Origin of the sequence: Burkholderia sp. Bp8984 (assembly GCF_003853755.1) — a bacterium.
Classification (GTDB): domain Bacteria; phylum Pseudomonadota; class Gammaproteobacteria; order Burkholderiales; family Burkholderiaceae; genus Burkholderia.
Genome location: NZ_QTQN01000010.1, coordinates 16,986 through 42,486, shown reverse-complemented (window position 1 = coordinate 42,486; position 25,501 = coordinate 16,986). Strand labels below are relative to the sequence as shown.

General features: G+C 68.6%; 26 protein-coding genes and 1 riboswitch. Of the genes, 17 read left to right on the top strand and 9 right to left on the bottom strand.

All coding sequences use genetic code 11. The annotated features are described in order from the left end of the window. Position 1 precedes the first annotated feature (1 nt). Positions 2-526 (bottom strand): formaldehyde-activating enzyme, encoded by a 525-nt coding sequence (gene fae, locus DID98_RS12795; protein ID WP_124520836.1) that lies wholly within the window; start codon positions 524-526, stop codon positions 2-4. A gap of 326 nt (positions 527-852) precedes the next feature. Here fae and DID98_RS12790 point away from each other — a divergent pair, with 326 nt between their 5' ends. The 3 genes from DID98_RS12790 to DID98_RS12780 all read left to right on the top strand — a co-directional run bounded on the left by DID98_RS12790 (position 853) and on the right by DID98_RS12780 (position 3,054). Next, positions 853-1,770: a LysR family transcriptional regulator gene (locus tag DID98_RS12790; protein ID WP_044848054.1), complete on the top strand. Its 918-nt coding sequence runs from the start codon at positions 853-855 to the stop codon at positions 1,768-1,770. 217 nt (positions 1,771-1,987) lie between these two features. Then, a complete protein-coding gene (locus DID98_RS12785; protein ID WP_124570818.1) occupies positions 1,988-2,338 on the top strand; it encodes a hypothetical protein in 351 nt (116 codons plus the stop codon). 155 nt (positions 2,339-2,493) lie between these two features. Beyond that, a complete protein-coding gene (locus tag DID98_RS12780) occupies positions 2,494-3,054 on the top strand; it encodes a hypothetical protein (protein WP_124520832.1) in 561 nt (186 codons plus the stop codon). Here the strand turns inward: DID98_RS12780 and DID98_RS12775 are convergent, their stop codons facing one another. Beyond that, a complete protein-coding gene (locus tag DID98_RS12775; protein ID WP_044848057.1) occupies positions 3,055-3,930 on the bottom strand; it encodes a LysR family transcriptional regulator in 876 nt (291 codons plus the stop codon). Between the two features lie 161 nt (positions 3,931-4,091). Here DID98_RS12775 and DID98_RS12770 point away from each other — a divergent pair, with 161 nt between their 5' ends. From DID98_RS12770 to tam, 4 genes are all read left to right on the top strand, one after another. Beyond that, the gene (locus DID98_RS12770; RefSeq protein WP_124570817.1) at positions 4,092-5,411 is read left to right on the top strand and encodes a DUF3422 family protein; all 1,320 of its coding nucleotides are present in this window, start codon (positions 4,092-4,094) and stop codon (positions 5,409-5,411) included. 35 nt (positions 5,412-5,446) lie between these two features. Continuing rightward, positions 5,447-5,647 carry a hypothetical protein gene (locus DID98_RS12765; RefSeq protein ID WP_124570816.1) on the top strand — a complete coding sequence of 67 codons (201 nt, stop codon included), beginning with the start codon at positions 5,447-5,449 and terminating at the stop codon, positions 5,645-5,647. 82 nt (positions 5,648-5,729) lie between these two features. Further along, on the top strand, positions 5,730-6,164 hold the full coding sequence (locus DID98_RS12760; RefSeq protein ID WP_124570815.1) for a GNAT family N-acetyltransferase: 435 nt from the start codon (positions 5,730-5,732) through the stop codon (positions 6,162-6,164). 120 nt (positions 6,165-6,284) lie between these two features. Next, positions 6,285-7,070: a trans-aconitate 2-methyltransferase gene (tam, locus tag DID98_RS12755; protein WP_124487029.1), complete on the top strand. Its 786-nt coding sequence runs from the start codon at positions 6,285-6,287 to the stop codon at positions 7,068-7,070. A 52-nt stretch (positions 7,071-7,122) separates the two neighbouring features. Here tam and DID98_RS12750 read toward each other — a convergent pair whose 3' ends face one another. After that, entirely contained in the window at positions 7,123-7,713 is a 591-nt protein-coding gene (locus DID98_RS12750; RefSeq protein WP_044848062.1) for a GNAT family N-acetyltransferase, read from the bottom strand. Between the two features lie 409 nt (positions 7,714-8,122). On the opposite strand from DID98_RS12750, the gene DID98_RS12745 reads away from it, so the two are divergent. Next, complete coding sequence (locus DID98_RS12745) at positions 8,123-8,527, top strand: nuclear transport factor 2 family protein (RefSeq protein WP_124570814.1); 405 nt, start codon at positions 8,123-8,125, stop codon at positions 8,525-8,527. A 126-nt stretch (positions 8,528-8,653) separates the two neighbouring features. On the opposite strand, the gene DID98_RS12740 is transcribed toward DID98_RS12745, so the two are convergent. The 3 genes from DID98_RS12740 to DID98_RS12730 form a co-directional block, all read right to left on the bottom strand. Beyond that, positions 8,654-10,135 carry an aldehyde dehydrogenase family protein gene (locus DID98_RS12740; protein ID WP_124570813.1) on the bottom strand — a complete coding sequence of 494 codons (1,482 nt, stop codon included), beginning with the start codon at positions 10,133-10,135 and terminating at the stop codon, positions 8,654-8,656. 22 nt (positions 10,136-10,157) lie between these two features. After that, on the bottom strand, positions 10,158-11,108 hold the full coding sequence (speB, locus tag DID98_RS12735) for an agmatinase (RefSeq protein WP_124570812.1): 951 nt from the start codon (positions 11,106-11,108) through the stop codon (positions 10,158-10,160). A gap of 168 nt (positions 11,109-11,276) precedes the next feature. Then, positions 11,277-12,185 carry a helix-turn-helix transcriptional regulator gene (locus tag DID98_RS12730; RefSeq protein ID WP_124520822.1) on the bottom strand — a complete coding sequence of 303 codons (909 nt, stop codon included), beginning with the start codon at positions 12,183-12,185 and terminating at the stop codon, positions 11,277-11,279. Between the two features lie 198 nt (positions 12,186-12,383). Between DID98_RS12730 and DID98_RS12725 the strand changes: the two genes are divergently transcribed. The 3 genes from DID98_RS12725 (at position 12,384) to DID98_RS12715 (ending at position 15,508) form a co-directional block, all read left to right on the top strand. Beyond that, positions 12,384-12,728 (top strand): cupin domain-containing protein, encoded by a 345-nt coding sequence (locus DID98_RS12725; protein WP_124520820.1) that lies wholly within the window; start codon positions 12,384-12,386, stop codon positions 12,726-12,728. A 263-nt stretch (positions 12,729-12,991) separates the two neighbouring features. Then, on the top strand, positions 12,992-14,452 hold the full coding sequence (locus DID98_RS12720) for an FAD-binding oxidoreductase (protein WP_124520818.1): 1,461 nt from the start codon (positions 12,992-12,994) through the stop codon (positions 14,450-14,452). Positions 14,453-14,587: 135 nt separating this feature from the next. Continuing rightward, positions 14,588-15,508 carry a LysR family transcriptional regulator gene (locus DID98_RS12715; protein ID WP_044848305.1) on the top strand — a complete coding sequence of 307 codons (921 nt, stop codon included), beginning with the start codon at positions 14,588-14,590 and terminating at the stop codon, positions 15,506-15,508. Between the two features lie 124 nt (positions 15,509-15,632). On the opposite strand, the gene DID98_RS12710 is transcribed toward DID98_RS12715, so the two are convergent. Then, positions 15,633-16,001, bottom strand: coding sequence for a hypothetical protein (locus tag DID98_RS12710; protein WP_044848306.1), 369 nt, complete (start codon positions 15,999-16,001; stop codon positions 15,633-15,635). Between the two features lie 21 nt (positions 16,002-16,022). Continuing rightward, positions 16,023-16,379 carry a helix-turn-helix domain-containing protein gene (locus DID98_RS12705; RefSeq protein WP_124487024.1) on the bottom strand — a complete coding sequence of 119 codons (357 nt, stop codon included), beginning with the start codon at positions 16,377-16,379 and terminating at the stop codon, positions 16,023-16,025. Positions 16,380-16,514: 135 nt separating this feature from the next. Between DID98_RS12705 and gstA the strand changes: the two genes are divergently transcribed. From gstA to DID98_RS12675, 6 genes are all read left to right on the top strand, one after another. Then, positions 16,515-17,147: a glutathione transferase GstA gene (gene gstA / locus DID98_RS12700; RefSeq protein ID WP_124520816.1), complete on the top strand. Its 633-nt coding sequence runs from the start codon at positions 16,515-16,517 to the stop codon at positions 17,145-17,147. Positions 17,148-17,233: 86 nt separating this feature from the next. Next, a complete protein-coding gene (locus DID98_RS12695) occupies positions 17,234-17,614 on the top strand; it encodes a hypothetical protein (RefSeq protein WP_124520814.1) in 381 nt (126 codons plus the stop codon). Positions 17,615-17,705: 91 nt separating this feature from the next. Continuing rightward, positions 17,706-18,995 carry a TolC family protein gene (locus tag DID98_RS12690; protein WP_124520812.1) on the top strand — a complete coding sequence of 430 codons (1,290 nt, stop codon included), beginning with the start codon at positions 17,706-17,708 and terminating at the stop codon, positions 18,993-18,995. Between the two features lie 11 nt (positions 18,996-19,006). Continuing rightward, positions 19,007-20,521 carry an efflux RND transporter periplasmic adaptor subunit gene (locus DID98_RS12685; protein ID WP_124570811.1) on the top strand — a complete coding sequence of 505 codons (1,515 nt, stop codon included), beginning with the start codon at positions 19,007-19,009 and terminating at the stop codon, positions 20,519-20,521. Continuing rightward, entirely contained in the window at positions 20,518-23,724 is a 3,207-nt protein-coding gene (locus tag DID98_RS12680) for an efflux RND transporter permease subunit (RefSeq protein ID WP_124570810.1), read from the top strand. Before DID98_RS12685 ends, DID98_RS12680 begins: the two co-directional genes overlap by 4 nt. Next, a complete protein-coding gene (locus tag DID98_RS12675) occupies positions 23,721-24,089 on the top strand; it encodes a copper-binding protein (RefSeq protein WP_124487019.1) in 369 nt (122 codons plus the stop codon). The genes DID98_RS12680 and DID98_RS12675 overlap by 4 nt, the downstream gene beginning before the upstream one ends. A gap of 144 nt (positions 24,090-24,233) precedes the next feature. Here the strand turns inward: DID98_RS12675 and DID98_RS12670 are convergent, their stop codons facing one another. Further along, a complete protein-coding gene (locus tag DID98_RS12670) occupies positions 24,234-25,244 on the bottom strand; it encodes a sodium:calcium antiporter (protein WP_124570809.1) in 1,011 nt (336 codons plus the stop codon). Between the two features lie 73 nt (positions 25,245-25,317). After that, a riboswitch (yybP-ykoY riboswitch) is annotated at positions 25,318-25,493 on the bottom strand. Between the last annotated feature and the right edge of the window lie 8 nt (positions 25,494-25,501).

Here is a 25,501-nt window from a genome sequence, read left to right as displayed (position 1 = left end):
GTCAGTTTTTCTTCGGGGTGTAGAACGGGTTCGACACGTCGCGCGCGGCGGCGAACACCGCATCGCGATGCGGCAGCCCTTCCATCGCGGCGACGATCGCGTTGCGGCACGCGCGATAGTTGTTCTCGAACACGGCATCGAGATCGTCGGTCTGCGGGTTCACCCAGTTCGCCGACACGACGACCCAGTCGTTCTCCGCCTCGGGCGGCAGCGTGCCGTTCTCGAGCGCTTCGGCCACCGCTTTCGCGATGCCGGCCTGCGACGCGCCCCACGTGGCGTTGCCGTGGAAATCGTTGGCGATCTGCGCCTTGTTGACGTACAGCGTGAGCGGCTTGGTCGGCACGCCCGGCTGCGCGATCACGACGAACGGCGCATGGCCGGCCGACGGCGTCGCGAGGGCCGTGGCGAACGCCTGGCCCGCCGGGCCGTTGCGCGGGCCGACCAGCACGTTGATGTGCGCGAGGTTGACGCCGGGGCCTTCGAAGCCTTCGCCGATGTAAAGCTGCCTGGGTTGAGATGCGGTCATTGCGGTGTCTCGTCGATGAGGTTGGGTGTGAGGCGATTTTGGTTGGCCGCGGCGCGGCCGGTGAATCGATGTTTTCTGATCGGGCTATGAGTTTTCGTCGTCTCCGGGAATGCCCTGGGCCCGGCGCGCGGAGGCCAGCCGGGCGGGCCTCGGCCGGCGTCGTGACGGCGGGCGGGGCGGGATCGGCGGGTGGGCATTCGCGAACCGGCTCCGGGTTTGTCATACCCGGGCAGGGGTTGGAGGGCCAGGCGCTTCCGGACAACAATCGGCGTGCTCCGAGCCCTATCTTTCGTCTTCCCTTCTTTTTTCGAAAGCGAGTAATTCCGATGGCTGCCATTCAAAGGCCCGATTGGTCGAAGCTCAGTTCGCTCGATCCCGAGCTGATCCGCGCATTCGTCGCCGTCGTCGAGAGCGGCGGCTTCACCGCTGCGGCCCGGCAACTGCATCGCACGCAATCGACGATCAGCCTGCGCATCCGCACGCTCGAGGAGCGGCTCGACACGCACCTGTTCATGCGCAACAGCCGGCGGCTCGAACTGTCGCGCGACGGCGAGAATTTCCTGATCCATGCGCGCCGCATCATCCAGGTGCAGAACGACGCGATCCTTGCGCTGAAGCAGGCGAGCAGCGACCGCGGCGTCGTGCGCTTCGGGCTGCCCGAGGACTATGCGGAGCTGTGGCTGCCGGACCTGCTGAAGTCGTTCTATGCGATGCGGCCGGGCGCGCGCTTCCACGTGCATTGCCGCACCTCGCTCGAACTGCTCGAACGGCTGCAGGCCGGCGAGCTCGACGTCGCGCTCGTCGTGCGGCACGGGCCGAACGCGGGCGGGCGGCTGCTCGGCCGGCACGAGGTCGTGTGGGCCGCGCACCGCGATTTCGCGCTCGGCCCGCAGGCGTCGGTGCCGCTCGCGCTGTTTCCGGAGACGTGCTGCTACCGGCAGCGCGGGCTGCAGGCGCTCGCGACGGCCGAGCGGCCGTATCACGTCGTCTATACGAGCCAGAGCCCGACCGGCATCAAGATCGCGGTGAACCACGGCGCGGCCGTGACGATGATCGACCGCTGCACGCTGCCCGAGAACTGGCGCGTGCTCGACGAGACCGACGGGCTGCCGCCGCTGCCGGCGGCCGATCTCGAACTGCATCGCTCGCCGGGCATCTGCGATCCGCTGACCGACGATCTGGTTTCGCTGATCGAATCGATGGTCGACGAGCGGCGGCGCGCGTCGCTCGAAGCGTTCGCTTAGCGGGGCGGGGCGGCGCAAACGCGGGTGAGATTGACGCGAACCGCGGCGCGCGGCCGCAACGCGCGCATGACGACCGCGCGGCCCGCCGCAGCTCGGTGTCGTGTTGTGTCCCCCGTGCCGTTTTTTGCACGGGCGGCCCGTTTTTTTGCACGACGTTTATCCGGTCTCTTCTAAGCTGGGGACGTGTCGAACAGCCGGGACGGCCTCCGTCCGCTCCATGACCTTCATTCATCCCGTTCCCGCCTGCGATGTCGCCGGCCGCCAGTTGCGCGCCGGCGCACCCGGCAATGTCATTCCGTTCCCGCCGCCGCGCCCGCGCCTGCAGTTGCCCGTCACCTTGACGGCCGATTCCGGCGAGCGCGCGCACGCCCGGCTCGCGGCGCTGCTGCATTCCCCGCTCGGCGTGTATGTCGTCAGCGCGCGTGCCGTGCGCGACGTGGTCCACGTGCACTTCGACATCGCGCCGGAAGACCTGGATTTCACGCTGCACATGTTGATCGCGCAGCAGGCCGATGCGGTGATCGGGCCGGTCGCGTGCCGGTTGCATGTCGGGCCGACCGGATGGTAAAGCCGGGAACGCTTGTTGCTCGTGGGTTGTCGTTCGTTCCTTGATGGCTTGTCCGATCCGCCGCCCGATCGCCGGTCGCCGTGTCGTCCGCCCGCAGGCGGCGAACCGGCGCGCGATGCTGCGTGCGCGGCGCCGATCACGAATACGGAGGAGTCATGGATCTATTGGAAGCCGTACCTGTCGCGCGGCCGACGAGCGGCCGGTTACGGACGGCGTTGCTGCCGTCCGGCCAGCAACTCGCGCGTCAGCTCGTGACGACGGTGCGCGTGGCCGAAATGCTGCTGCATCAGGCGATCGTCGTGCCCGACCGGCACCAGTGGTCGGTGGACACCGAGCGGGTCGACGCGGCCGGCGGGCCGCTCGAGGCCTGGGAGAGCTTCGTGACCTGGCGGATCGGCAAGGTGTTCGCAGCGTCGGTGAGCCCCGCCGCGCGCGTCAACGATCGCGACCAGGTCGCGGTCGAGATCCGGCTCTGCCTGCCCGAGCAGGACTACGTGGCCGGGCGGCGCGTGAGCACTTTCGGCCGCCGCCATGGCAACCGCTTCGGCGCGACGCTGTCGGTCGTGTCGGGCGCGCAGTGGGGCTGGCAACGCGCGGAGCACGTCGCGCCGGAACACGCGCAGGTATGCGGCGATACGCTGGAAGCGCTCGTCGATCGGGTGGCCGCGAACGTCAATGCGGCGCTGGGCGCGGCCGGGTTCGGCGCGACGCGCTGATCACGCGTCGCCGGTCTGCCCGGTTTGCCGCTGCAGGTCTTCCATCAGCTGTTCCGCGAGAAAGTCGCACGGCGGGCGCTTCGATTTCGTGCTGCGCGCGAGAATCAGTTCGAGCGGCGGCAAATCGGGCAGCCCGTGCGAGCGGCCGAGCATCGACAGTTGCGCGGGAATCGCGCAGCGCGCGAGCGGCGCGACCGCGAGGCCGGCCTCGACCATGCTGAGCAGCCCGAGCAGGCTCGGGCTTTCATACGAAGTGCGGAACGGCAGCTTCGCGCGTTCGAGGCTGCGGATCGCGTTCTCGCGCGCGACGCTGCCCGGCATGAACACCGCGATCGGCAGCGGCCGTTCTTCCCATACGCGCGGCCCGTTCGTCATCGCGGCCCACGCCATCGGCTCGTGGCGGATGAAGTCGCCGGACAGCCCCTTGATGCGCGTGCCGCACACGAGATCGACCGTGCCGTCCTTCAGGAGTGGCGCGAGCGCGCTGCTCGGCAGCCCGATCACCTGGATCTCGACCTTCGGATAGGTCGCCGAAAATTTCTTCAGCACCGACGGCAGCAGCGACGACGCATAGTCGTCCGGCACGCCGATGACCACCTTACCCGTCACTTCCGGCCGCACCACGGCCGCCCACGCCTCGTCGCGCAGTGCCAGCATTCGTCTGGCGAATCCCAGCAGCACCTCGCCTTCGCGCGTCAGCACGATGCTGCGCGGCTTGCGCACGAACAGCGGCCGGCCGATCGCGTCTTCCAGGCTCTTGATCTGCATGCTCACGGCCGATTGCGAGCGGTTCACCGCTTCGGCGGCGCGGGTCATGTTGCCGGTTTCCGCGACGGCGACGACGGTGGCCAGCACGTCGTGATCGAGCATCTTCATCGGTATCAGGAAAACTGAACGTAACGATCAGCATTATGCGTTTTTATTGTCGCTGTGTGTCTGCCATAGTGGCATCGAGCCGGCCGCATCGTTCGATGCGGTGCGGCGATCACGCCGGCGTGCCCGGCACGCAGCGCCGAACAGGGAAGAGTGGTGTACCGATGATGGATCATCCATTGCGTGCCGCACTGGCCGCGGAATTGCATGCGCGGCCGTTCCTGCGGCTCGCCGAGGCCGTGTCGCTCACGCACTACGCGATCTACGCGGACGGCCAGCCCGACATCCACGAAACGCTGCTGCACGCGCTGTGCCGCGACACCGGCATTGCCGCGCCGCAGGACGGCGCGACCCACTACGCGGTGCAATCGCCGGGCGGCTGGTACCTGAAGTGGGAGCGCCACACCGAATTCTCGACCTTCACGTTCGTCGCGCCGCGCCGCGACACCGGTTATTTCGACGATCTCGCGATCGAAGGGATCCCGGCCGCCTGGTTCGCACGGCTCGCGGGCATCCGCTTCGTCGCGGTGCGCATGGAATTGCTGTCGGGCGATGCCGCGCGGCTCGTGTGCGGCGACCTGCGCCGCTGGATCGACGGGCCCGCGCTCGTCGGCAGCAACGTGCTCGGCGGCGGCAAGGTGTTCTGCGACTGGCACGTGCGCGACGACGGCTTCATGCGCTTTCTCGTCGTCGACGAGGATTTCCGCGAGGAGCAGGGCGGCCGCCTGCTGCAACGCCTCCATGAAATCGAGACGTACCGGATGATGGCGCTGCTCGCGTTGCCGGTCGCACGGCGGATGAGCCGCGAGCTCGACGAGATCCACGCGGCGCTGCACGCGCTGATGCAGCGGATGGACGCGGGCGGCGCCGACGGCGACGACGCGGCCTTGCTCGTGAAGCTCACGCATCTCGCGGTGCGGGTCGAAGCGCTGTCGGGGTCCGGCGGCCGCTTCAGCGCGTCGCGTGCTTACGAAAAGCTCGTGCTGGCGCGTATCCACGAGCTGCGCGAGGAGCGCATCGAAGGGATGCCGACGATCGCGGAGTTCATGGAGCGGCGCTTCGCGCCGGCGATGGAAACCTGCCGCAGCGTGTGGGCGCGTCACGAGCAGATCGCCGCGCGGATCGCGCGCGCGGTCGACCTGCTGCGCACGCGTGTGAATCTCGCGCAGGAAAAGGACGTCACGCGCTTGCTGGCGGGCATGGAGCGCACCGCGCGCAACCAGCTGCATCTGCAGCATGCGGTCGAAGGGCTGTCGGTGGCGGCCATTTCGTACTACGTGCTGTCGCTCGCGACCGCGGCGTTCAAGGCGCTGCACGTGATGAACCTGCCGGTCGATCCCGAACTCGCGGAAGGCCTGCTGATCGCGCCGGTCGTGTTCGCGGTGATTCACATCACGCGGCGCACGCGCGCGCAGCTCGCGCGGTCGGAGGCCGCGCATGGCGGCGCAACCGTGCAAGCGGCGGCGTTGAAACAGGCAAATTGAATCAGAACATCGACGACATATCGAAAGGAGTGGAGATGACTTTTACGCAAACGCAAGCGGGATTTTTCACTGGCTACGACGCATTCGACGAACCCGTTCGGGATGACGCGGGCGCGCCGGAAGAGGTGCGCGTGACGTCGTATCAGGCCGTGCTGCAGGAGCCGATGACGTCGCTCGTCGGCAGCACGATCGATCGGCCGGATGTCGCGGCGGTGGCGATTCTCGGGTACAACTGACGCCTGGTCGTTTCGCGTCGATTCACGACGTCCGCCGTGGACGCTGCAGGCCCGGCGGCCCCTTCACGTACACCTTCACGCAATGAACGCGCATCCCGCCGTTTCGCTTCAACTGACCGACATCGAGCAGCCGGCCGCACGCGACCTCATCAGCCGCAAGCTCGCCGAGTTCAACCACGCGATGACGGGCCGATCCGACACGGCGGCGCTCGACGTCTACGTGACCGATCCCGCGACCGGCGAGGTCGTGGGCGGCCTCACCGGCCGGACGTCGCTGGGCCTCTTCTTCATCGACCTCTTTTACCTGCCGGAATCGCTGCGTGGCGGCGGTTTCGGCAGCCGGCTGCTGCGCGAGGCCGAAGCGGAAGCGAAGCGGCGCGGGTGTGCCCGCGCGGTGCTGTACACGATTACGTTCCAGGCGCCGGACTTCTACCGGAAGCACGGTTACGAGGCGTTCGGCGAGGTGCCGTGCGAGCCGGAAGGGACGGCGCGCGTGTTCATGGTCAAGACGCTTTGAGCGAGGTAGCCTGACGTCACCGCGCCGGCGTCGCTACCGAAGACCGGCGGGATCGCAGCATGTGCTGCATCGACGGCGACGGGTAGCGCGACGCCGTCCACGCCGACCCGGAGGCATATCGTGACAACGCCACTCGATCAATACGCCAGACAGTACGTGCGATTCGAAGACGAACGCACGCGGCCTGTCCGCGACCTGCTGGCCGCCGTGCCGGACACGCCGATCCATACCGCGCTCGACATCGGCTGCGGGCCCGGCAATTCGACCGAAGCGCTGATCGCGCGCGCACCCGACGCGACGGTGCGCGGGATCGACGCGTCGCCGGACATGATCGCGGCCGCGCGCAAGCGCCTGCCCGCGCTGCGTTTCGATCTCGCGGATGTCTCCACGTGGGACGATCCGGGCGGCTACGACCTGATCCTGTCGAACGCGGTGCTGCAATGGGTGCCGGCGCACGACACGCTGTTTCCGTCGCTCGTCGGCCGGCTCGCGCCGGGCGGCCATCTCGCGGTGCAGATGCCCGACAACCTCGACGAACCCGCGCACCGGCTGATGCGCGCGGTCGCCGCGGGCGGGCCCTGGGCGGACAAGCTCAAAGGCGCGGCGCGCACCGAGCGGTTCGACGCGCGGTATTACTACGCGCTGCTGTCGCCCTCGTGTTCGCGGGTGGATGTCTGGCGCACGACCTACTACCATCCGCTGCGCGGCGGCGCCGACGCGGTCGTCGAATGGTTCAAGGGCAGCGCGCTGCGGCCGTTCCTCGCGGCACTCGATGAAGGCGAACGCGACGCGTTCGTCGCGCGCTATCGCGATGCGCTCGCCGGTCCGGATGGCTACCCGTCGCTCGACGACGGCACCGTGCTGCTGCCGTTCCCGCGCCTGTTCATCGTCGCGACGCGGAAGTAAGGCGAAAGCAGGGGCGCAAGCAGGACCGGAGCGGGCGACGGCGGGTCGTCGGTCAGGACAGCGGCCGCATCGATTCCGGATCGACCGTCCGGCTCTTCGCGCTTTGCCCGTCGCGCAGATCCTTGTACCAGAAGAGGGCGACTTCCCCGTCGTTCGCGCCGTCGGCGTACAGGAAGCGGTCGTGGCCGCCCACGACGAAGCCCGCCCGCGCGTACGTGCAGCAGGCCGCGACGTTGTTCGCCTGCGTTTCGAGCCGCATGAAGCCGAACCCGCGGCTGCGCGCCCACGCTTCCGCGGCCGCGAGCAGGAACTGGCCGATCCCCTGCCGCCGGCAGCTGCGATCGACCGCGAGTTCCGCGATCTCGGCCATCCCGTTCCAGCTTTCGGTGATCGCGACGAATCCCGCGAGGCGCCCGCCCGCGCTCGCGCGGAACAGCGCGGTGCCGCCGGACGCCTCGCGCGCCCAGCCGGCCGGATCGAAGCCGTAGTCCTTGCGCTGCACGGGCAGCGCGCGCAAATCGAGCAGATCCTGGTACGGCGCATTCAGCTCCCACGCGATCTCGAACGAAAAGTCGCATCCGTTCAGTTCGTCGGCGGGCAGATCGACCGCCTGTTCGATGCTGATGTGCTCGGCTCGGTCCATGTGTCGGTGTCCTGTCTTCAGCGGGATTGCCTGGTCTTCCCCCGGGGCGGGCGGCGGCGCCTTGCAGCGAGAGCCGGATCGCACCCGTTCCTGTTTTGAATTGATGCGCTCGCACGATGTCTCTTCCCGCGGCGGCGCTCAACGCCCGATTATGCGGGATATCGGCGCGGACTCATCCGCATCTCGTCTCGTGGCGGAGCGCCGATCGCGGCCATGCCGCGTATTCGTCGGCGCATTGCTTCATTTGGCAGGGCGATGCGACCACGCAACGGATTGCTCATACGGAATCCACACGGCCCGATTGCCGGAGACCCTCATGGGGGCCGCTTCGCGGTTCGACTATGCTGAATTGTCCGCGGCCGGAATTCCGCGCCGCGACGCGGCGAACCTGCGATGACGGGAGGGAGCGATGAGCGAGCAAGACAACGTGCAACTCGTGCAGCAGGCATACGCGGCGTTCGGCCGCGCGGATATCGAGGGCATTCTGCGGACGCTGTCCGACAGCGTCGACTGGTTCATCCCGGGGCCGGCCGACGTCGTTCCGTTCGTCGGCAGACGGCATGGGCCGCAGGCGGTCGCGGCGTTCTTCGCGGCGCTTGCGTCGACGCAGACCGCGGAACGCTTCGAGCCGCTCGAGTTCATCGCGAGCGGCAACCGGGTCGTCGTGCTCGGCACGCAACGCTGGCGTGTCCATTCGACCGGGCGCACTTACGAGGACGACTGGGTGCACCTGCTCACGATCGAAAGCGGGAAGATCGCGGCGTTCGTCGAGTATCACGATACGGAGGCCGAAGCGGCCGCGCATCGACGGTGACGGTGCCGAAGATGCGCCGGGCCGCTTTGCCCGGCGGCTTCGGCATCCCGCGCGGCCGGCATGGCCCGCGGTGCCGCGCCGGCCCGCCGGGGATGGTGCCGCCGGCGGCCTGAACGGCCGCCCAGGTCAATCGATCGCGCGCATCGCGTGGCGCAGTTCCTGGTAGCTGCGCAGGCCCGTCACGCCGAGTTCGCGGCCGATCCCGCTGAGCCCGAAGCCGCCCCAGCACACATGCGGGTAGATGAGTTGCGGCGCGTTGATCCACACGAGTCCGGCACGCACGCGTGCCTGAAACTGCTTCGCGACTTCCGCGTCGCGCGTCACGACGGTCGCGACGAGCCCGTAGCGCGTGTCGTTCGCGAGCGCGATCGCCTCGTCGTCGGTACGGAACGACTTCACGCACGCGACCGGGCCGAACACCTCGTCGGTCCACAGCAGGTTGTCGGCGGGCGGCTCCGCGACCACGACGGGCGCCATGAAGAAGCCGTTGCCGCCGGCTTCGGCGACGCGCCCGCTGAACGCGACGCGCGCGCCCGCCGCGATGCCTTGCGCGAGCATCGCCTCGACGCGCGTGCGTTGCGCGGCCGAGATCATCGGCCCCATCGCGACCTCCGCGGTGGCAGGCGGCGCGACGACGAGCGCGCGCACGGCCGTCTCGAACGCGGCCATGAAGCTGCGATAGAGGCTGTCGTGCACGAGGATGCGCGCGGTGGCCGAGCACATCTGGCCCGCGTTCGTGAAGGCGCCGGCGACCGCGAGCGACACCGCGGCGTCGAGATCGGCGTCGTCGCGCACGATCAGCGACGACTTGCCGCCGAGTTCGAGCGTCACGCGCTTCATGTCCTCGGCTGCGGCCCGCATGACCTTGCGGCCGGCGGCCGTGCTGCCGGTAAACGAGATCTTGTCGATCAGCGGATGCGCGGTCAGCGCCGCGCCGACCTCGGCGCCGCCGTTCACGACGTTGACGACGCCGTCCGGCACGCCGGCTTCGGCGATCAGGTCGAGCAGCGCGTGCTCGGCCGGCGACGTCAGTTCCGACGGCTTCAGCACGACCGTGCAGCCGGCCGCGAGCGCGGGCGCGAGCTTCCACGCGGTCGTGACCATCGGGAAGTTCCACGGCACGATCAGCGCGGCGACGCCGACCGCGTCGTGGAAGCGTTCGGCCGCGACGGTGTCGCTCGGCAACGCGACGGGCTCGGCCTCGAACAGCGCCGGGTTCCCGCACAGCGTCGCGTAATACGCGAACGTCGCGGCGACATCGCCGACGTCGGCTTCGGCCTCGAAAGGCGGCTTGCCGCTCACCTGCATCTGCAGCGCCGCGAGCCGCTCGCGGTCGGCTTCGACGCGCTCGGCGATCGTCGCGAGCAGGCGGCCGCGCTCGGCGGGCGGCGTGTCGCGCCAGCCGGCGAACGCGTCGCGCGCGGCGCGGACCGCGGCGTCGACGTGCGCGGCCGTCGCGAATTCCTGCCAGCCGATCGTCGCGCCGGTCGACGCATCGAAGATCGGCGCGCCGGCTTCGTCGGAATGCGTGCGCACGGGCTGGCCGGCGATGCGCGCGGCGGGCAGCACGATGGCCGCGGCGGAAGGGGAAAGCTCGGCGGTGGACATGAACGTGTTCCTGTCGATCGGATTAGCGGTAGGCGACGCCCGGCATCACGCAGAGCATCTCGAATGCGAGGTTCGCGCCGACGAGCGCGGTGGTGCCGGTCGGATCGTACGGCGGCGACACTTCGACGAGATCCGCGCCGACGATGTTCAGCCCCTTCATCCCGCGAATGATCTCGAGACCCTGCTGCACCGACAGGCCGCCGATTTCCGGCGTGCCGGTGCCGGGCGCGAACGACGGATCGAGACCGTCGATGTCGAAGCTGAGATACACAGGCGTGTCGCCGACGCGTTCGCGCACCTGCGCCATCAGCGGCGCGAGCGACCGGTTCCAGCATTCCTCCGCCTGCACGACGGTGAAGCCCTGCTGGCGGCACCAGTCGAAATCGTCCGCGTGATAGCCGGTGCCGCGCAGGCCGATCTGCGTGACCTTGTCGCATTGCAGCAGGCCGTCTTCCACCGCGCGGCGGAACGGCGTGCCGTGCGCGATCTTCTCGCCGAACATCGTGTCGTTCACGTCCGCGTGCGCGTCGACGTGCACCACGGCGACCTTGCCGTATTTCCTGTGCAGCGCGCGCAGGATCGGCCACGCGATCGTGTGGTCGCCGCCGAGCGTGATCGGCCGGCAGCCGTGCGCGACGATCTCGTCATACGCGTGCTCGATGCGGCGCACCGAATCCTTCAGGCCATAAGGGTTGGTCGCGACGTCGCCGATGTCGGCGACCTGCAGCGAATCGAACGGCGCCGCGCGCGTGGCCATGTTGTACGGGCGCAGCAGCACGGATTCGGTGCGGATCTGGCGCGGGCCGAAGCGCGAACCCGAGCGGTTCGACGTGCCGAGGTCGAGCGGCACGCCGACGAAGCACACGTCGAGGCCGTCGGTCGTGTCGGCCTGCGGCAGGCGCATCATCGTGGCGATGCCGCCAAAGCGCGGCATCTCGTTGCCGCCCATCGGCTGGTTCAGTTCGCGGTGCATGGGGCCGTCTCCTCTTTATGGTGAAAAGCGATCGGCCGATGGTAGAGGAGAACGCGGGCGCGAAGATCTTGAAGTCGCAACGTTTACATCGACGGGTCTCGATGCGAACGGCGCCGCCGCATCGACGCGGCGCGACCGGCTGCGGGCGACCGGCTGCGGGCGACCGGATCAGCCGGCGATCGCGGGCGGCGTGCCGGCGTCGTCGCCGTCGTTGCCTGCGTGGTCACGCGTTGCGGCCACAGGAAACGCCGGCACGGCCGAGCCCCACGCAGCCAGCTCGCGCTTCGTGCGCACCCCGAGCTTCGCGAACGCACGCTTCACGTACGACTCGGCCGACGCGACGCGCACGCCGAGGATGTCGGCGGTTTCCGGCACGGTCTTGCCGGAGATCAGGTGCTTGCAGGTTTCGTATTCGCGCTTCGACAGCTTCACGCCGTCGGCCGCGATCCGCGCGTCGAACTGCGCGAGCGGATGCACGTCGGGCGTCGGGTGCGCGATGCGCCGCGCGGCGGTGGTCGATGCGTGCAGCTCGAGCAGCGGGAACAGCACGTCGCTGATGCTGCGAAAGCGGTTCATTTCGGCGAGCGTGAACGGCGGGCGGTCGCGGCCGCGTTCCAGCGCGATCGAATGCTGCGCATAGCGGGTGCCGCGCGCGAGCACGCATTCATGGCCGATATGCACGTCGTCGAACAGCCGCTGGCGGAATTCGCCGGGTGGGATCGCCGCGATGTCGCGCACGACCAGCATCGTGCCCGTCTTGCCGCGCAGCCCCGCGAACAGCGGGTCGCTGTCGAGAAAGCGCTCGTAGTAGAGCGTCATCACGTCGGAGATGTCGGCGGTCGCGGTGCCGATGCCGCTGCTGCCGATCCATTCGCAGCGGTAGCCGGTGGGCATCGTGCCGTCGACGCGCGAGCGCTCGACGTGCGCGACGTCGAGCGGCACGACGTCGTTCAGCAGTTGCGTGAGACGCGGCACGAAGTGCGGCGTGCCGACCGTCTCGATCAGCTCGCCCAGCGCCTTGAACGACACGTTGAAGCGGTCGGTGTCGCGGTGGAAGGGGTTCACGTTGAGCAGCATGCGGTTCCCCGGTGAAAAGCGGCGGCGATTCTAGCGTCCGAAGTCAAAAACGTCATTAGGGGGAAATACGGTACGGAGTCCTGCGACCCTGCGCGCCGCGGAAAACGCGGTTTGTCCCCCCCGCAGGGGGGCATACCGGGGCAGTGTAAATGAGTAACTTTGTCTCTGCTTTTTTCAATCGAGAGACGAAAGATTCAAATGACCAAACTGATCAAGGACATCCTGCCGCTGGGCGCAGGCGTGGGCGAATTCACGAAGCTCGACTTCGGGATGGACGAAAGCGACTGGCGCGCGGCCGAAGGCAAGAGCGGCGGCTACCTCATCGGCTGGTGGGAAGGCAAGGTCGGCTCCGTGGAGTTCCCGGAAACCGCGGCGGACGAAGCGGTGTGGCTCGTCGAGGGCCGGATCGCGCTGACCGATGTCGAAGGCAACCGCAAGGAATTCACGCCGGGCCAGGGCTACCTGCTGCCGGCCGGTTTCGCGGGCCGCTGGGAAACGATCGAGGACGCGAAGAAGTTCTACGTGCTGCTCGAGAAGTCGTGATGTGAGCGGCCGCCGTGGCGTCGTCGTCAGGTTGACGCGAGGCCCGGCGGCGGCGTTTTCGATCGACTGCAGGCGACGTCCGTCGCGCGGGTGTCGAAGGCGCGCGTCGCGGCTTGCGGTGCATCGCGCCGATCGTCGCCGTCGGCGCGACCGAGGCAACCGCGGCGATAGAAGTAATCGGCGCAATCGCTGAATTCGGCGAATTCGGCACGCCGTGCACGCATCGCACGCGCGGGCCGCGATCAGGTGGGATGGCTGGGATCATGGAAATGGAAGTCAACGAAGCAACACAAGCCGCACCGGCTCACGCGCACGCCGCGCGTCACGCGCCGGTCGCACTGGGCGCCGCCGAGGCGCTCGCGAATACGAAACTGTTCCCGTACTGGCTCGACAACCCGGCCGCGCCGGCCGCCGAGCCGGAACTCGTCGGCGACGTGACGGCCGACCTGCTGGTCGTCGGCGGCGGCTTCACCGGGCTGTGGACGGCCGTGCAGGCGAAGGAACAGATGCCGCACCTGAACGTGGTGCTGATCGAGGCCGGCAAGGTCGCGCACGGCGCGTCGGGCCGCGCTGGCGGGATCATCTCGACGTCGGTGATGCACGGGCTGCCGAACGCGGTGCGCGTGTTCCCGAACGACATCGCGCAGCTCGAGGCATTCGGCCACCACAACCTCGACGGCTTCGAGGACACGCTGAAGCGCTACGCCATCGACGCCGACATCGAGTGGAACGGCGAGATGACGGTCGCGGTGGACCCCGGGCACCTCGCGCACCTGAAGGGCGACTACGACCTGCATCGCGAATACGGGCACGACGTCGTGCTGCTGAACCGCGAGGAAACGCTCGAGCAACTGAACTCGCCGCTGTTCGCGGGCGCGCTGTGGTCGCGCAACCGCAGCGGCATCGTGCATCCGGCGAAGCTCGCGTGGGGGCTCAAGCGCGCGGCGCTGTCGCTCGGCGTGAAGCTGTACGAGCACACGCCGCTCACGACCGTCACCGACGAAGGCGGCACCGTGTACGTGACGACGCCGAACGGCAGCGTGCGCGCGCCGCGTGTCGTGTTCGGCAGCGGCACCGCAAAGGTTGGCATTCCGGATATCAATCGCCGCGTGATGCAGGTGCGCGATCACGTGCTCGCGACCGAGCCGCTCACTGACGAACAGCTCGCGCGGATCGGCTGGAAGAACCGCCAGGGCGTGTACGACACGCGCACGCAGCTCAACTATTTCCGGTTGACGAAGAACAACAGCATCATCTTCGGCGGGCTGGTCAGCTATCACTTCGACGGCGACCCGGAACCGCACCAGGACGGCCGGCGCGAAACCTACTACCGGCTCGCGGAGGCGTTCTACCGGACCTTCCCGCAACTCGCCGACGTGCGCTTCTCGCACGCGTGGGGCGGCCCGATCGACTACTGCTCGCGCGGCTCGGTGTTCGCGAAGCGCTATCTCGGCGGCAAGGCCGTGTTCGTCGCCGGCTACACGGGCTTCGGCGTCGCGGCGAGCCGGTTCGGCGCGTTCATGGGGCTGAACATCCTGTTCGACCGCGACAGCCCGGAGCGCAAGCTCGACATCGCGAACCAGAGCCCGAGCTACATCCCGCCCGAGCCGATGCGCTGGGTCGCCGCGAAGATCACGTTCCACGCATTCGACGGCGCGGACGCCGAAGGCGGCTGGAAGCGTGCGTGGATCAACGGGCTCAAGGCGATGGGCTTCCCGATGTAAGCGCCGGTCGTTCACGAACGACGGGTATGGCGCGTGCCGTTGCCGATGACGGCGCGCGTCCGGTCAGGTTCATCGGCGCGGGCGGCCGGTGTCGTGCCGGCCCGGCAACGCGCGAGAAGCGCAGCGGCTTGAAGCATGTTTTCGAATACCACCGATCTCGATCTCCGGCTCATCCGGGTCTTCCTGGCCGTCGTCGACGCACGCGGCATCACGGCCGCCGAGGCATCGCTCGGCGTGCGGCAGTCGACCATCAGCACGCAGCTCTCCGCGCTGGAAGCGCGTGTCGGCTTCAAGCTGTGCGACCGCGGTCGCGGCGGCTTTCGGCTGACATCGAAGGGCGAACGCTTCGCGGCCACGGCGCGCACGCTGGTCGCGGCGACGTCGGAGTTCGTCGCGCGCGTGCGCGACATCGACCGCAAGCTGGTCGGCACGTTGTCGATCGGGCTGATCGGGCAGGCGCCGCTCGTCGAGAACGCGCGCGTCGCCGACGCGATCGGCACGTTCCGCAAGCGCGACCAGGCCGTCACGTTCTCGATGAAGGTCGCATCGCCGCAGGAACTCGAGGAGGGCCTCGTCAACAACCAGCTCGATTTCGCGATCGGGTATTTCTGGCATCGCGTGCCGGGGCTCGACTACACGCCGTTGTTTACCGAGGAGCAGGTGATCTACTGCGGTCGCGGCCATCCGCTGTTCCATGTGTCGCGGCCGGTGTCGATGGACGACCTGCAGGCGCACGACTGGGTGTGGCGTACCTATCCGGTGCCGGAGGAACAGTGTCCGCTGCCGGAGCGGCGCGTGACCGCGAGCGCGGACAGCATCGAGGCCGCGACGATCCTGATCCTGTCGGGCGGCCATCTCGGCTACCTGCCCGCGCATTACGCGGAGCCGTTCGAGCAGCGTGGGCTCGTGAAGGCCGTCGGCCGTGCGACGTTCGGCTTCGATGTGCCGCTGCATCTCGCGATGAAGCGCAACGCGAGCGGCAAGCCGATCGTCGATGCGTTCCGCGAGGACTTGCTGCGCGCGTTCAACATCAAGGCGGCCGCGCTGGCTGCATAGCGCGTGCCGCCCGCGAGGTCGCGCCGCCCCCGCAGGCGCGAGGCGCAGCGGCAGGAATCGCGAAACGCGTGTCGCGGGCGGCGGGCGAACGCGCGGGATGTGAACGCGTATCGGGCGGGTCGCGTTACGCGCTTGCGCTGTCGTCGCGATATCCGCTCTTGCCGTCGAAGATTTCCTTCAGCGCGGCGCGCAGCGCGACGGGATCGTGTTCGCCGGGCGCAAGATGAATCACGTAATGCGTGTTGCCGTCGAGCCGCGCGGCGGTGCGCTCGTCGAGTTCGACGTCGAGCGTGTCGCCCGTGAGGCGCACCGACAGGTCGTTCACGTGCGCGGTGAGCTGGTCGAGCACCATCACCTCGATCGACGTTTCCTCCGGAAAGCGCAGCAGCGAGAAGCAATAGTTCTGCGCCGCGTCGTGGCAATAGATGTTCGCGAAGCTTTCGTCGTCGTCGACATCGGACGTGGCCGCGCCGACGGTAGCGTGTAGTTCCATGATGTTTCTCTCGGTAAGGGGTTATCGGGGCAGCGCGGCTTGCGCGTCGACCTCGCAATGCGCATCGCGCGCCTTCAGCCACAGCCCGAATGCGCGCATGACCTCGACGACGGGCCGCAGCCGGTCGCCGTCCGCGGTCAGATCGTACTCGACGCGCACCGGCACTTCCGGATACACGGTGCGCCGCACGAAGCCGGCGTCCTCGAGCGCGCGCAGATCGAGCGTCAGCATCCGCTGCGAGATGCCGGGCATGTCGCGGCGCAGGTCGCTGAAGCGCTTCGGCCCGTCGAGCAGATACGACACGAGCAGCAGCCGCCAGCGGCCGCCGAGCATGCGCATCGCTTCTTCCACGGAACATCCTGTCGCACTCGTCTTCATGCCGCTGACCCTGTCGGTAACTTTTTTGTGACTACGGCACAAACGACTGCCTTCTTCTCAGCGCCGCGCCGATGCGAGATATTAGCGCCCGCGTCGCGGCGAATCGATAGTCGAACCACCCAATCAAGGAAACGCATGAAGCTTTATCACGCTCCCGGCAGCTGTTCGCAGGCCATCTGCATCGTGCTGCGCGAAAGCGGCATCGACGCGCAGGTCATCAAGGTCGACGCGCGCAAACACGTCATTGAAGACGGACGCAATTACTACGATGTGACCGAACTCGGCTGCGTGCCGCTGCTCGAACTCGACGACGGCACGATGCTGCGCGAAGGACCGGTGATCGCGCAGTATCTCGCGGACCGGCGCCCCGAAGCGCGGCTCGCGCCCGCGTACGGCACGCTCGCCCGCTACCGGCTGATGGAATGGCTGAACTTCCTCGGCACCGAGATCCACAAGGGCTTCATCCCGCTGCTTTACGCGGTGCAGGCGGGGCAATACGTCGACCCGGTGCGGCAGAAGCTCGACAGCCGCTTCGCGTGGATCGACCGGCAGCTCGACGGCAACCCGTATGTGACGGGCGACACGTTCACCGTCGCCGATGCGTACCTGTTCGCGCTGACGGGCTGGGGCAAGGCCGACTGGATGCGCTCGGTGTACAACGCGGACATCGACCTGAGCCGCCATGCGAACCTGCGCGCGTGGTACGAGCGGGTGCGGGCGCGGCCGGCCGTGCAGCAGGTGCTCGCCGCGGACAGGCTGGCACGCTAGCGCGTTTTGGGGGCGGCGCCGGACACCGTAAGAAGCCGCTCACGTCGCCGCGCCATACCGCAAACCGCCGCGCTATAATCGCCGCCATGAAACTGCTTCGGACCTTCGTCCTGCTGCTGCTTTGCGCGGTGCTGCCCATCAGCGGGCTGGCAGCCAGCGGCTTGACCGGTGAATGTCCGATGCAGCACACGATGTCGATGGAAGCGAACGCGGGCATGAGCATGTCCGCCGACATGAGCGGCTGCGATTCGATGAAAGCGTCGCCCACCGACACCACGAAGGCCAAGGCGAAGGGCATGGCCTGCAAGGTGACGGCCCAATGCCAGTTCGGCAGTCTCTATCACCCGGCCGCCCGCGCCGACGTGAGCCGTCCCGCTGCATTCGCCAGCACGATCGTCTTCCACTACGCGCAGTCCGTCCCGATCCGCGACCCGAACGGGTTGTGGCGCCCGCCCCGCATCAGCTGATCCCGATTTGACCGGTTCACCGCCGAGGCGGTGAGGTTCGTCCCGTGTTCGGGACGTGGAATCCATTCGGGTTCCGACTTGGGGTTACACCATGTCATTCGATTTCTGCACACCGCGCATGCGGCGTGCGTGCCGGCGCGCGCCCGTGCTTTGGGCGGCGCTGCTGGCGGCGGGCGTCCATGCGCAGCAGTCGCCCGTCACGCTGGACGCCGCGCTGCAGTCCGCCACCGAACGTTCCGCGTCGATGCAGGCCGCGCAGGCTTCGGTGCGCGCGAGTTCGGAAGCGGCGGTCAAGGCCGGCCAGCTGCCGGACCCGATGCTCAAGGCCGGCATCGACAACCTGCCGGTCAACGGCGGGCAGCGCTTCACCGTCGGCCAGGACTTCATGACGATGCGCCGCATCGGCATCGAGCAGGAATGGGTGTCCGGCGACAAGCGGCGGCTGCGCGCGGCGCTGGCCGACGAGCGAGTCGGCCGCGAACTCGCGGACTATCTCGTGCAGCTGGCCACGGTGCGCCAGCGGACCGCCGCGGCCTGGCTCGACGCCATCTACGCGAAGCAGGCGCTCGCGCTTCGCCAGGCGCTGCTCGATCACATGCGGCATGAGCTCGACGCGACGCAGGCGTCGTATCGCGGCGCGAAGGCGAGCGCGGGCGAGGTCGTCCAGGCTCGCGCGATGCTGGCGCAAACGCAGGATCAGGTGCTCGACGCGCGGCAGGCCTATGGCACCGCACTCATCGCGCTCGGCCGCTGGACGGCTGCGCCCGTCACGGACGTGACGGGCACGCCGCCCGCGCCCGAATCCTTCGTGGCGTCGTTGCCGCCGGACGAACTGCGCGTGTCGCAACCGGCGCTCGTCGCCGCCGCGGACGACATCGCGGTCGCCGAGGCCGACGCCGCGGTGGCCGACAGCGAGCGTAGCCCGAACTGGACGTGGGAGATCGCGTACCAGCAGCGCGGCGGCGCGTATTCGAACATGGTGTCCGTCGGCGTCACGATCCCGTTGCCGCTCGATCGCAAGAACCGGCAGAACCGCGACGTCGCCGAAAAGGCCGCGCTCGCGACGAAGGCGCGCCTGATGTACGAGGACACGCTGCGTCAGGTGCAAGCCGATATCCGTACGCAGTCCGAGACGCTGGCAAGCGGCCGCGAACGCCTCGCGACCCTGCGCGAATCGCTGTTGCCCGCCGCCGGGCAGCGCGTGCAGCTCGCCACGGCCGCCTACCGGGCCGGCACCGGTTCGCTCGCCGACACGTTCGCCGCCCGGCGCGCGCAACTGGACGCGCAGTTGCAGGTGCTCGAGCTCGGACGCGACGTGTCGCGGACCTGGGCGCAGCTCGAATATCAGGTCGTGCCGTCGACGATGGCCGCCGCGCAGTGAAGGAGAACCTCATGACGAAGCAATCACTGGCGCGTGCGGTGCTGCTGGCATGCGCGGGCGCGGCGCTGCTCGGCGCGGGTTATGTCGCGGGCATGCGCCATGCATCGGGCGGCGCGGCAACGGCTGCCGTCGCGGCGGCAGGCACGCCCGATTCGCTGGCAGGACGCAAGGTGCTGTACTGGCACGACCCGATGGTGCCGAACCAGCACTTCGACAAACCGGGGAAATCGCCGTTCATGGACATGCAACTGCAGCCCGTCTATGCGGACGAGGGCGGCGATGCACGGGGCGTCCGGATCGATCCGGGCCTGCAGCAGAACCTCGGCATCCGCTATGCGACCGTGCGCCGGCAGCAGACGGCGGACGGTTTCGATGCGGTGGGCACCACGCAATTCGACGAATCTCGCGCGGACGTCGTGCAGTCGCGCGTCACCGGCTACATCGACCGGCTTTACGCACGGGCGCCGATGCAGCGCATCGAAAAGGGCGCGCCGATCGCGTCGCTGTTCGTACCGGAATGGCTCGCGCCGCAGGAGGAATATCTCGCGCTCAAGCGGGGCGGGATGGACGGCAGCCTGCTCGATGCGTCGCGCGCGCGGATGCGTGCGCTGTCGATGCCCGACGCGATGATCGCCGCGCTCGATCGCACCGGCCGCGCGCAGACGCACGTCGTGCTGAGCGCGCCGGAAACCGGCGTCGTCAGCGAACTGAACGTGCGGGACGGCGCGATGGTCGCGCCGGGACAGACGCTCGCGAAGATCGCGGGGCTGTCGACGCTCTGGCTCATCGTCGAGGTGCCGGAAGCGCTCGCGCTGAACGTGCAGCCGGGGATGGCGGTCGACGCGACGTTCGCGGGCGATCCGGCGCGGCACTTCACCGGCCGCATCCGCGAAGTGCTGCCCGGCATCAGCACGGGCAACCGCACGCTGCAGGCGCGCGTGGAGGTCGACAATGCGGCGCTCGGGCTCACGCCCGGCATGCTGATGCGCGTGCATGTCGCGGCGCGGAAGGCGGTGTCGCGCCTGCTGGTGCCGTCCGAAGCGGTGATCGCGACCGGCAAGCGCACGATCGTCATCGTGAAGACGGGCGACGGCCGGCTCCGGCCTGTGCCGGTGACGGTGGGCAACGACGTCGGCGGCGACACGGAAGTGCTCGACGGGTTGAGCGAAGGCGATACGGTCGTCGCATCGGGGCAGTTCCTGATCGATTCGGAAGCGAGCCTGAAAAGCGTGCTGCCGCGGCTGGAAGGCGCGGCGAGCGCGAGCGCGGCGCAAGCGCCGGCCGCCGCGGCCGCGCCGGTGTATGAAACCACCGGCAAGGTCGAGCAAGTCACCGACGACGACATCACGTTCTCGCATCAGCCGGTGCCGGCACTCGGCTGGGGCGCGATGACGATGGCGTTCGGCAAGCCGTCGGCACACGCGTTCCCGGACGTGAAGGCTGGCCAGACGGTGCGTTTCGCGTTCGTGCAGCGCGAGGACGGCTACCGGCTGACGAAGGTCGAGCCGCAGGGAGGCACGCGATGATCGCGCACGTGATTCGCTGGTCCGTCCGCAACCGCTTCCTGGTGCTGCTCGCCACCGTGCTGATCGCGGCGTGGGGCGCGCATGCGCTGCGGCAGACGCCGCTCGATGCGCTGCCCGACCTGTCGGACACGCAGGTGATCGTCAAGGCGTCGTATCCGGGCAAGGCGCCGCAGGTCGTCGAGGACCAGGTCACCTATCCGCTGACGACCACGCTGCTCGGCGTGCCGGGCGCGAAGACCGTGCGCGCGTACTCGTCGTTCGGCGACGCGTTCGTCTACGTGCTGTTCGACGACCACACCGACCCGTATTGGGCGCGTTCGCGCGTGCTCGAATACCTGAGCCAGGTGCAGAGCCGCCTGCCCGCGGGCGCGACCGTGTCGCTCGGGCCGGATGCGACCGGGGTCGGCTGGGTGTACGAGTACGCACTCGTCGATCGCACCGGCCGTCACGACCTCGGGCAACTGCGTGCGCTCAACGACTGGTTCCTGAAGTTCGAGCTGAAGGCCTTGCCGGACGTGTCGGAAGTGGCGAGCGTCGGCGGGATGGTGCGCCAGTACCAGGTCGTGCTCGATCCGGACAAGCTGCGCGCGTACGGCATCACGCAGGCGGCGGTCGCGGACGCGCTCGGCAAGGCCAACCAGGCATCGGGCGGCGCGGTCGTCGAGCTGGCCGAGTCGGAGTACATGGTGCGTTCGTCCGCCTACCTGCGCACGCTCGACGACTTCCGGCACGTGGTGCTGCGCACCGACGACGCGGGCACACCGGTGCTGCTCGGCGACGTCGCGCGCATCCAGGTCGGCCCGGCGATGCGGCGCGGGATCGCGGAGCTGGACGGGCAGGGCGAGGTGGCGGGCGGCGTCGTCGTGATGCGCTCGGGCAAGAACGCGCTGACGACGATCGACGCGGTGAAGGCGAAGCTCGCCGACCTGAAGCGATCGCTGCCGCCCGGCGTCGACATCGTCACGACCTACGACCGCTCGCAATTGATCGAGCGCGCGGTGGACAACCTCCGCGACAAGCTGATCGAGGAGTTCCTGATCGTCGGGATCGTCTGCGCGGTGTTCCTGTTCCACCTGCGCAGCGCGTTCGTCGCGATCCTGTCGCTGCCGCTCGGCGTGCTGGCCGCGTTCATCGTGATGCGCTACCAGGGCGTGAACGCGAACCTGATGTCGCTGGGCGGCATCGCGATCGCGATCGGCGCGATGATCGATGCGGCGATCGTGATGATCGAGAACGCGCACAAGCATCTGGAGGCATACGGCCACGCGCATCCCGGCGAGCCGATCACGACGGCGCGGCGCTGGGAACTCGTCGCGACGTCGGCCGCGGAGGTCGGGCCGGCGCTGTTTTTCTCGCTGCTGATCATCACGCTGTCGTTCGTGCCGGTGTTTTCGCTCGAAGGTCAGGAAGGCAAACTGTTCGCGCCGCTCGCGTTCACGAAGACCTACACGATCGCCGCCGCGGCCGCGCTGTCGGTGACGCTGGTGCCCGTGCTGATGGGGTATCTCGTGCGCGGCCGCATTCCGCCCGAGCACGCGAACCCGATCAACCGCGTGCTGACCCGCGTGTACCGGCCGCTGCTCGAAGCGACGCTGCGGCGCCCGTGGCGCGCGATCGGCGTCGCGATCGCCGCGCTGTTGCTGACGGCCGTGCCGTTGTCGCGTCTCGGCGGCGAGTTCATGCCGCCGCTCGACGAAGGCGATCTGCTGTACATGCCGACCGCGCTGCCGGGCATCTCGGCCGACAAGGCGAGCGAACTGCTGCAGCAGACCGACCGGCTGATCAAGACCGTGCCCGAGGTCGACACGGTGTTCGGCAAGTCGGGGCGCGCGGATACGGCGACCGATCCCGCGCCGCTCGAGATGTTCGAAACGACGATCCGCTTCAAGCCGCGCAGCGCATGGCGGCCGGGGATGACGCCGGAGAAGCTCGTCGACGAACTCGATCGCACGGTGAAGGTGCCGGGCCTGTCGAACGTGTGGGTGCCGCCGATCCGCAACCGGCTCGACATGCTCTCCACCGGCATCAAGACGCCGGTCGGCGTGAAGATTTCCGGGCCGGACCTGGCGGGGATCGACGCGATCGCGACGCAGGTCGAGTCGGCGGTGAAACAGGTACCGGGCGTCACGTCGGCGCTCGCGGAACGGCTGAACGGCGGCCGCTACCTCGACGTCGACGTCGACCGGCTCGCGGCCGCGCGCTATGGGCTGTCGGTGGCCGACATCCAGTCGGTGGTGTCGTCGGCGATCGGCGGCGAGGATGTCGGCGAAGTGATCGCGGGGCGCGAGCGGTTCCCGATCAACCTGCGCTATCCGCGCGAGCTCCGCGATTCGCTCGAGAACCTGCGGCAACTGCCGGTCGTCACCGCGCGCGGCGCGCAGATCCGCCTCGGCGACGTCGCGCGCATCGCGATCGCCGACGGGCCGCCGATGATCCGCAGCGAGAACGCGCGGCTGTCCGGCTATGTGTACGTCGATATCCGCGGCACCGATCTGAGTACGGCAGTCCGTGCGATGCGGCAGGTCGTTGCGCAACAGGTCGCATTGCCGCCCGGCTATTCGATCGCGTGGTCGGGACAGTTCGAGTATCTCGAACGCGCGGCGGCGACGCTGCGCACCGTGGTGCCGGTGACACTCGTCGTGATCTTCGTGCTGCTGTTCGTCACGTTCGGCTCCGCGGCCGATGCGCTGCTGCTGATGTCCACGGTGCCGTTCGCGCTGATCGGCGGCTTCTGGCTCGTCTGGGCGTTGGGCCACGCGGTGTCGGTCGCGACGTCGGTGGGCTTCATCGCGCTGGCGGGCGTGGCCGCCGAGTTCGGCGTCGTGATGCTGCTGTACCTGAAGGGCGCGCTGCAGCGCCGCCTCGACGCCGGCGCGCCGCTGACCGATGCCGTGCTGCTCGACGCGATTCGCGAAGGCGCGGTGCTGCGCGTGCGGCCGAAAGCGATGACGGTCGCCGTCGTGCTGGCCGGCCTCGTGCCGATCATGGTCGGACACGGCGCCGGCTCCGAAGTGATGCAGCGCATCGCCGCGCCGATGGTCGGCGGCATGATCACCGCGCCGCTGCTGTCGATGTTCGTCATTCCCGCCGCGTGGCTTCTGCTGCAGCGCCGTCGTGCGCGAGGCGCGAGCCGTCAGCGGCAATCCGATGCAGTTCCTCACGGCATGAACGTGCCGTCCACCCCCACTGGAGAGTCTCGATGAAGATGAATCAATTGATCGCCACCGCCACTGCCGTTTTCGCGACCGGCGTGTTCGCTGTTCCCGCGCTGGCCGCGGGCGACATGCCGGGCATGGACATGTCCGGCATGAAGATGTCGTCGGGCGGTGCGGCCGAGTCGCACGCCGCGCTGACCGATGCCGAAGTGAAGAAGGTCGATGCCGCGAGCGGCAAGATCACGCTGAAGCACGGCGCGCTCGAGAACGTCGGAATGCCGCCGATGACGATGGCGTTCAAGGCGAAGGACGCGGCCATGCTCGCCGAGGTCCACGCGGGTGACAAGGTGAAGGTCCGCGTCGAGAACGTCAACGGCACGCTGACGATCGTCAGGCTCGTGAAGGCGTCGTAAGCGCGGGGAAGCGGGTGGCATGGCCGCCCGCCGCGAGCGTCGTCAAGCGCGGTGCGGTGACGACGGTCGCGTTCGGGGGGCGTACGCCTGTCGGGCGACGCGCTCGATCCGCGCCGTCGAGCGTGTTCAGTGCATTCAGCGTCTTCAGCGCGTCAGCGTCACGAACAGATAGCCGACATACCCGGCCCCGTTCGCCAGCAGCGCCCAGATCGCGAGCCCGCGCGCACGCGCATTGACACGCAGCCACACCGCCGCCGCGAGCGTGATGACCACGCCGGTCAGCACCTCGGGGCGCGGCTCCCACGGCGTCAGCATGATGCCGATCGCCGGCAGCAGCGTGCCCTGGAACACCATCGCGCCGGTGATGTTGCCGAACGCGAGCGTGTCCTTCTTGCGGCGGATCCACAGCACGCTGTTGACCTTTTCCGGCAACTCGGTCGCGATCGGCACGATGATCAGCGACAGCAGCAGCGCGGAAATACCGAGCAGGTGCGACACGCCTTCGACGCCGTGGATGAAGCCCTTCGCCCCGCCGACGAGCAGCGCGACGCCGAGCGCGAGCTGCAGCGCGATGGTCGCGAGGTTGGTCGGCAGCCCGACGCGCGACAGGAACATCGCGTGCGGCGCCTCGGTGCCGTGCCCGGCATCGACGAGCCGGGTCGACGCGCGGAACGTCATCACGACGTACATCACGTAGACGCCGACCAGCATCGCGGCGAGCAGCGCGCGGACCGCCCACACGTGATGCGGGACGAACATCGCGACGGTGGCGAGCGCGAATGCGGCGATGAAGTAGTTCAGGTCGCGCACGAAGCCGGTCCGCTCGGGCGCGATCGTGCCGGTCAGTCCGCGCGAGCGGATCACGGCGAGCGTCATCAGGAAGGTCGTCAGCGTCGCGAGCATCAGCGGCGCGCCCAGAATCGCGCCGACGCCGATCTCCTCGTTGACCGCCGTGTTCGACGTGCCGCCCGCGAGCGCGAGCAGCGGCACCATCGTTTCGGGCAGCGCGGTGCCGACGGCGGCGAACAGCGAACCGGTCACGCCTTCGGAAATCTTCAGCCGTTCGCCGAGATGTTCGAGCGCATTCGTGAAGAGTTCGGCCGCGACCAGGATGACGATCAGCATGAACGCCAGTTCGACGAGCATCAAGGTCATGCGGCACCTCCGCAGGCAGGCAGGCGGGCAGTGGCGAAACGCGAGAGGGAAGCCAGGAGGAACATGGGGACTCCGTGGTCGGACGTGGACGAACCATGACGCATCTGCCGACGTCCGACCAGGAACGACGCGATGCGTCGATGGTCTCGCCAGACCGATACGGCCGAATACGCCACGGCCGCAGGCCGAGTGTGTTGACGCATTCGCTTTCCGGGGATGGAAAGCAGGCTACTCCCCAAAGACGAAGGGCAGTCTAG

What these genes read in the sequence shown, in the direction of transcription:
- DID98_RS12780 (WP_124520832.1), top strand. Translation starts at nt 2,494, where the DNA reads ATGGATCTATTGGAAGCCGTACCTGTCGCGCGGCCGACGAGCGGCCGG.
- DID98_RS12680 (WP_124570810.1), top strand. Translation starts at nt 20,518, where the DNA reads ATGATCGCGCACGTGATTCGCTGGTCCGTCCGCAACCGCTTCCTGGTG.
- DID98_RS12760 (WP_124570815.1), top strand. Translation starts at nt 5,730, where the DNA reads ATGAACGCGCATCCCGCCGTTTCGCTTCAACTGACCGACATCGAGCAG.
- DID98_RS12790 (WP_044848054.1), top strand. Translation starts at nt 853, where the DNA reads ATGGCTGCCATTCAAAGGCCCGATTGGTCGAAGCTCAGTTCGCTCGAT.
- DID98_RS12740 (WP_124570813.1), bottom strand. Translation starts at nt 10,135, where the DNA reads ATGTCCACCGCCGAGCTTTCCCCTTCCGCCGCGGCCATCGTGCTGCCC.
- DID98_RS12775 (WP_044848057.1), bottom strand. Translation starts at nt 3,930, where the DNA reads ATGAAGATGCTCGATCACGACGTGCTGGCCACCGTCGTCGCCGTCGCG.
- fae (WP_124520836.1), bottom strand. Translation starts at nt 526, where the DNA reads ATGACCGCATCTCAACCCAGGCAGCTTTACATCGGCGAAGGCTTCGAA.
- DID98_RS12715 (WP_044848305.1), top strand. Translation starts at nt 14,588, where the DNA reads ATGTTTTCGAATACCACCGATCTCGATCTCCGGCTCATCCGGGTCTTC.
- gstA (WP_124520816.1), top strand. Translation starts at nt 16,515, where the DNA reads ATGAAGCTTTATCACGCTCCCGGCAGCTGTTCGCAGGCCATCTGCATC.
- DID98_RS12730 (WP_124520822.1), bottom strand. Translation starts at nt 12,185, where the DNA reads ATGCTGCTCAACGTGAACCCCTTCCACCGCGACACCGACCGCTTCAAC.
- DID98_RS12750 (WP_044848062.1), bottom strand. Translation starts at nt 7,713, where the DNA reads ATGGACCGAGCCGAGCACATCAGCATCGAACAGGCGGTCGATCTGCCC.
- DID98_RS12725 (WP_124520820.1), top strand. Translation starts at nt 12,384, where the DNA reads ATGACCAAACTGATCAAGGACATCCTGCCGCTGGGCGCAGGCGTGGGC.
- DID98_RS12745 (WP_124570814.1), top strand. Translation starts at nt 8,123, where the DNA reads ATGAGCGAGCAAGACAACGTGCAACTCGTGCAGCAGGCATACGCGGCG.
- DID98_RS12770 (WP_124570817.1), top strand. Translation starts at nt 4,092, where the DNA reads ATGATGGATCATCCATTGCGTGCCGCACTGGCCGCGGAATTGCATGCG.
- DID98_RS12695 (WP_124520814.1), top strand. Translation starts at nt 17,234, where the DNA reads ATGAAACTGCTTCGGACCTTCGTCCTGCTGCTGCTTTGCGCGGTGCTG.
- DID98_RS12710 (WP_044848306.1), bottom strand. Translation starts at nt 16,001, where the DNA reads ATGGAACTACACGCTACCGTCGGCGCGGCCACGTCCGATGTCGACGAC.
- DID98_RS12785 (WP_124570818.1), top strand. Translation starts at nt 1,988, where the DNA reads ATGACCTTCATTCATCCCGTTCCCGCCTGCGATGTCGCCGGCCGCCAG.
- DID98_RS12765 (WP_124570816.1), top strand. Translation starts at nt 5,447, where the DNA reads ATGACTTTTACGCAAACGCAAGCGGGATTTTTCACTGGCTACGACGCA.
- DID98_RS12705 (WP_124487024.1), bottom strand. Translation starts at nt 16,379, where the DNA reads ATGAAGACGAGTGCGACAGGATGTTCCGTGGAAGAAGCGATGCGCATG.
- DID98_RS12675 (WP_124487019.1), top strand. Translation starts at nt 23,721, where the DNA reads ATGAAGATGAATCAATTGATCGCCACCGCCACTGCCGTTTTCGCGACC.
- DID98_RS12670 (WP_124570809.1), bottom strand. Translation starts at nt 25,244, where the DNA reads ATGACCTTGATGCTCGTCGAACTGGCGTTCATGCTGATCGTCATCCTG.
- speB (WP_124570812.1), bottom strand. Translation starts at nt 11,108, where the DNA reads ATGCACCGCGAACTGAACCAGCCGATGGGCGGCAACGAGATGCCGCGC.
- DID98_RS12685 (WP_124570811.1), top strand. Translation starts at nt 19,007, where the DNA reads ATGACGAAGCAATCACTGGCGCGTGCGGTGCTGCTGGCATGCGCGGGC.
- DID98_RS12720 (WP_124520818.1), top strand. Translation starts at nt 12,992, where the DNA reads ATGGAAATGGAAGTCAACGAAGCAACACAAGCCGCACCGGCTCACGCG.
- DID98_RS12690 (WP_124520812.1), top strand. Translation starts at nt 17,706, where the DNA reads ATGTCATTCGATTTCTGCACACCGCGCATGCGGCGTGCGTGCCGGCGC.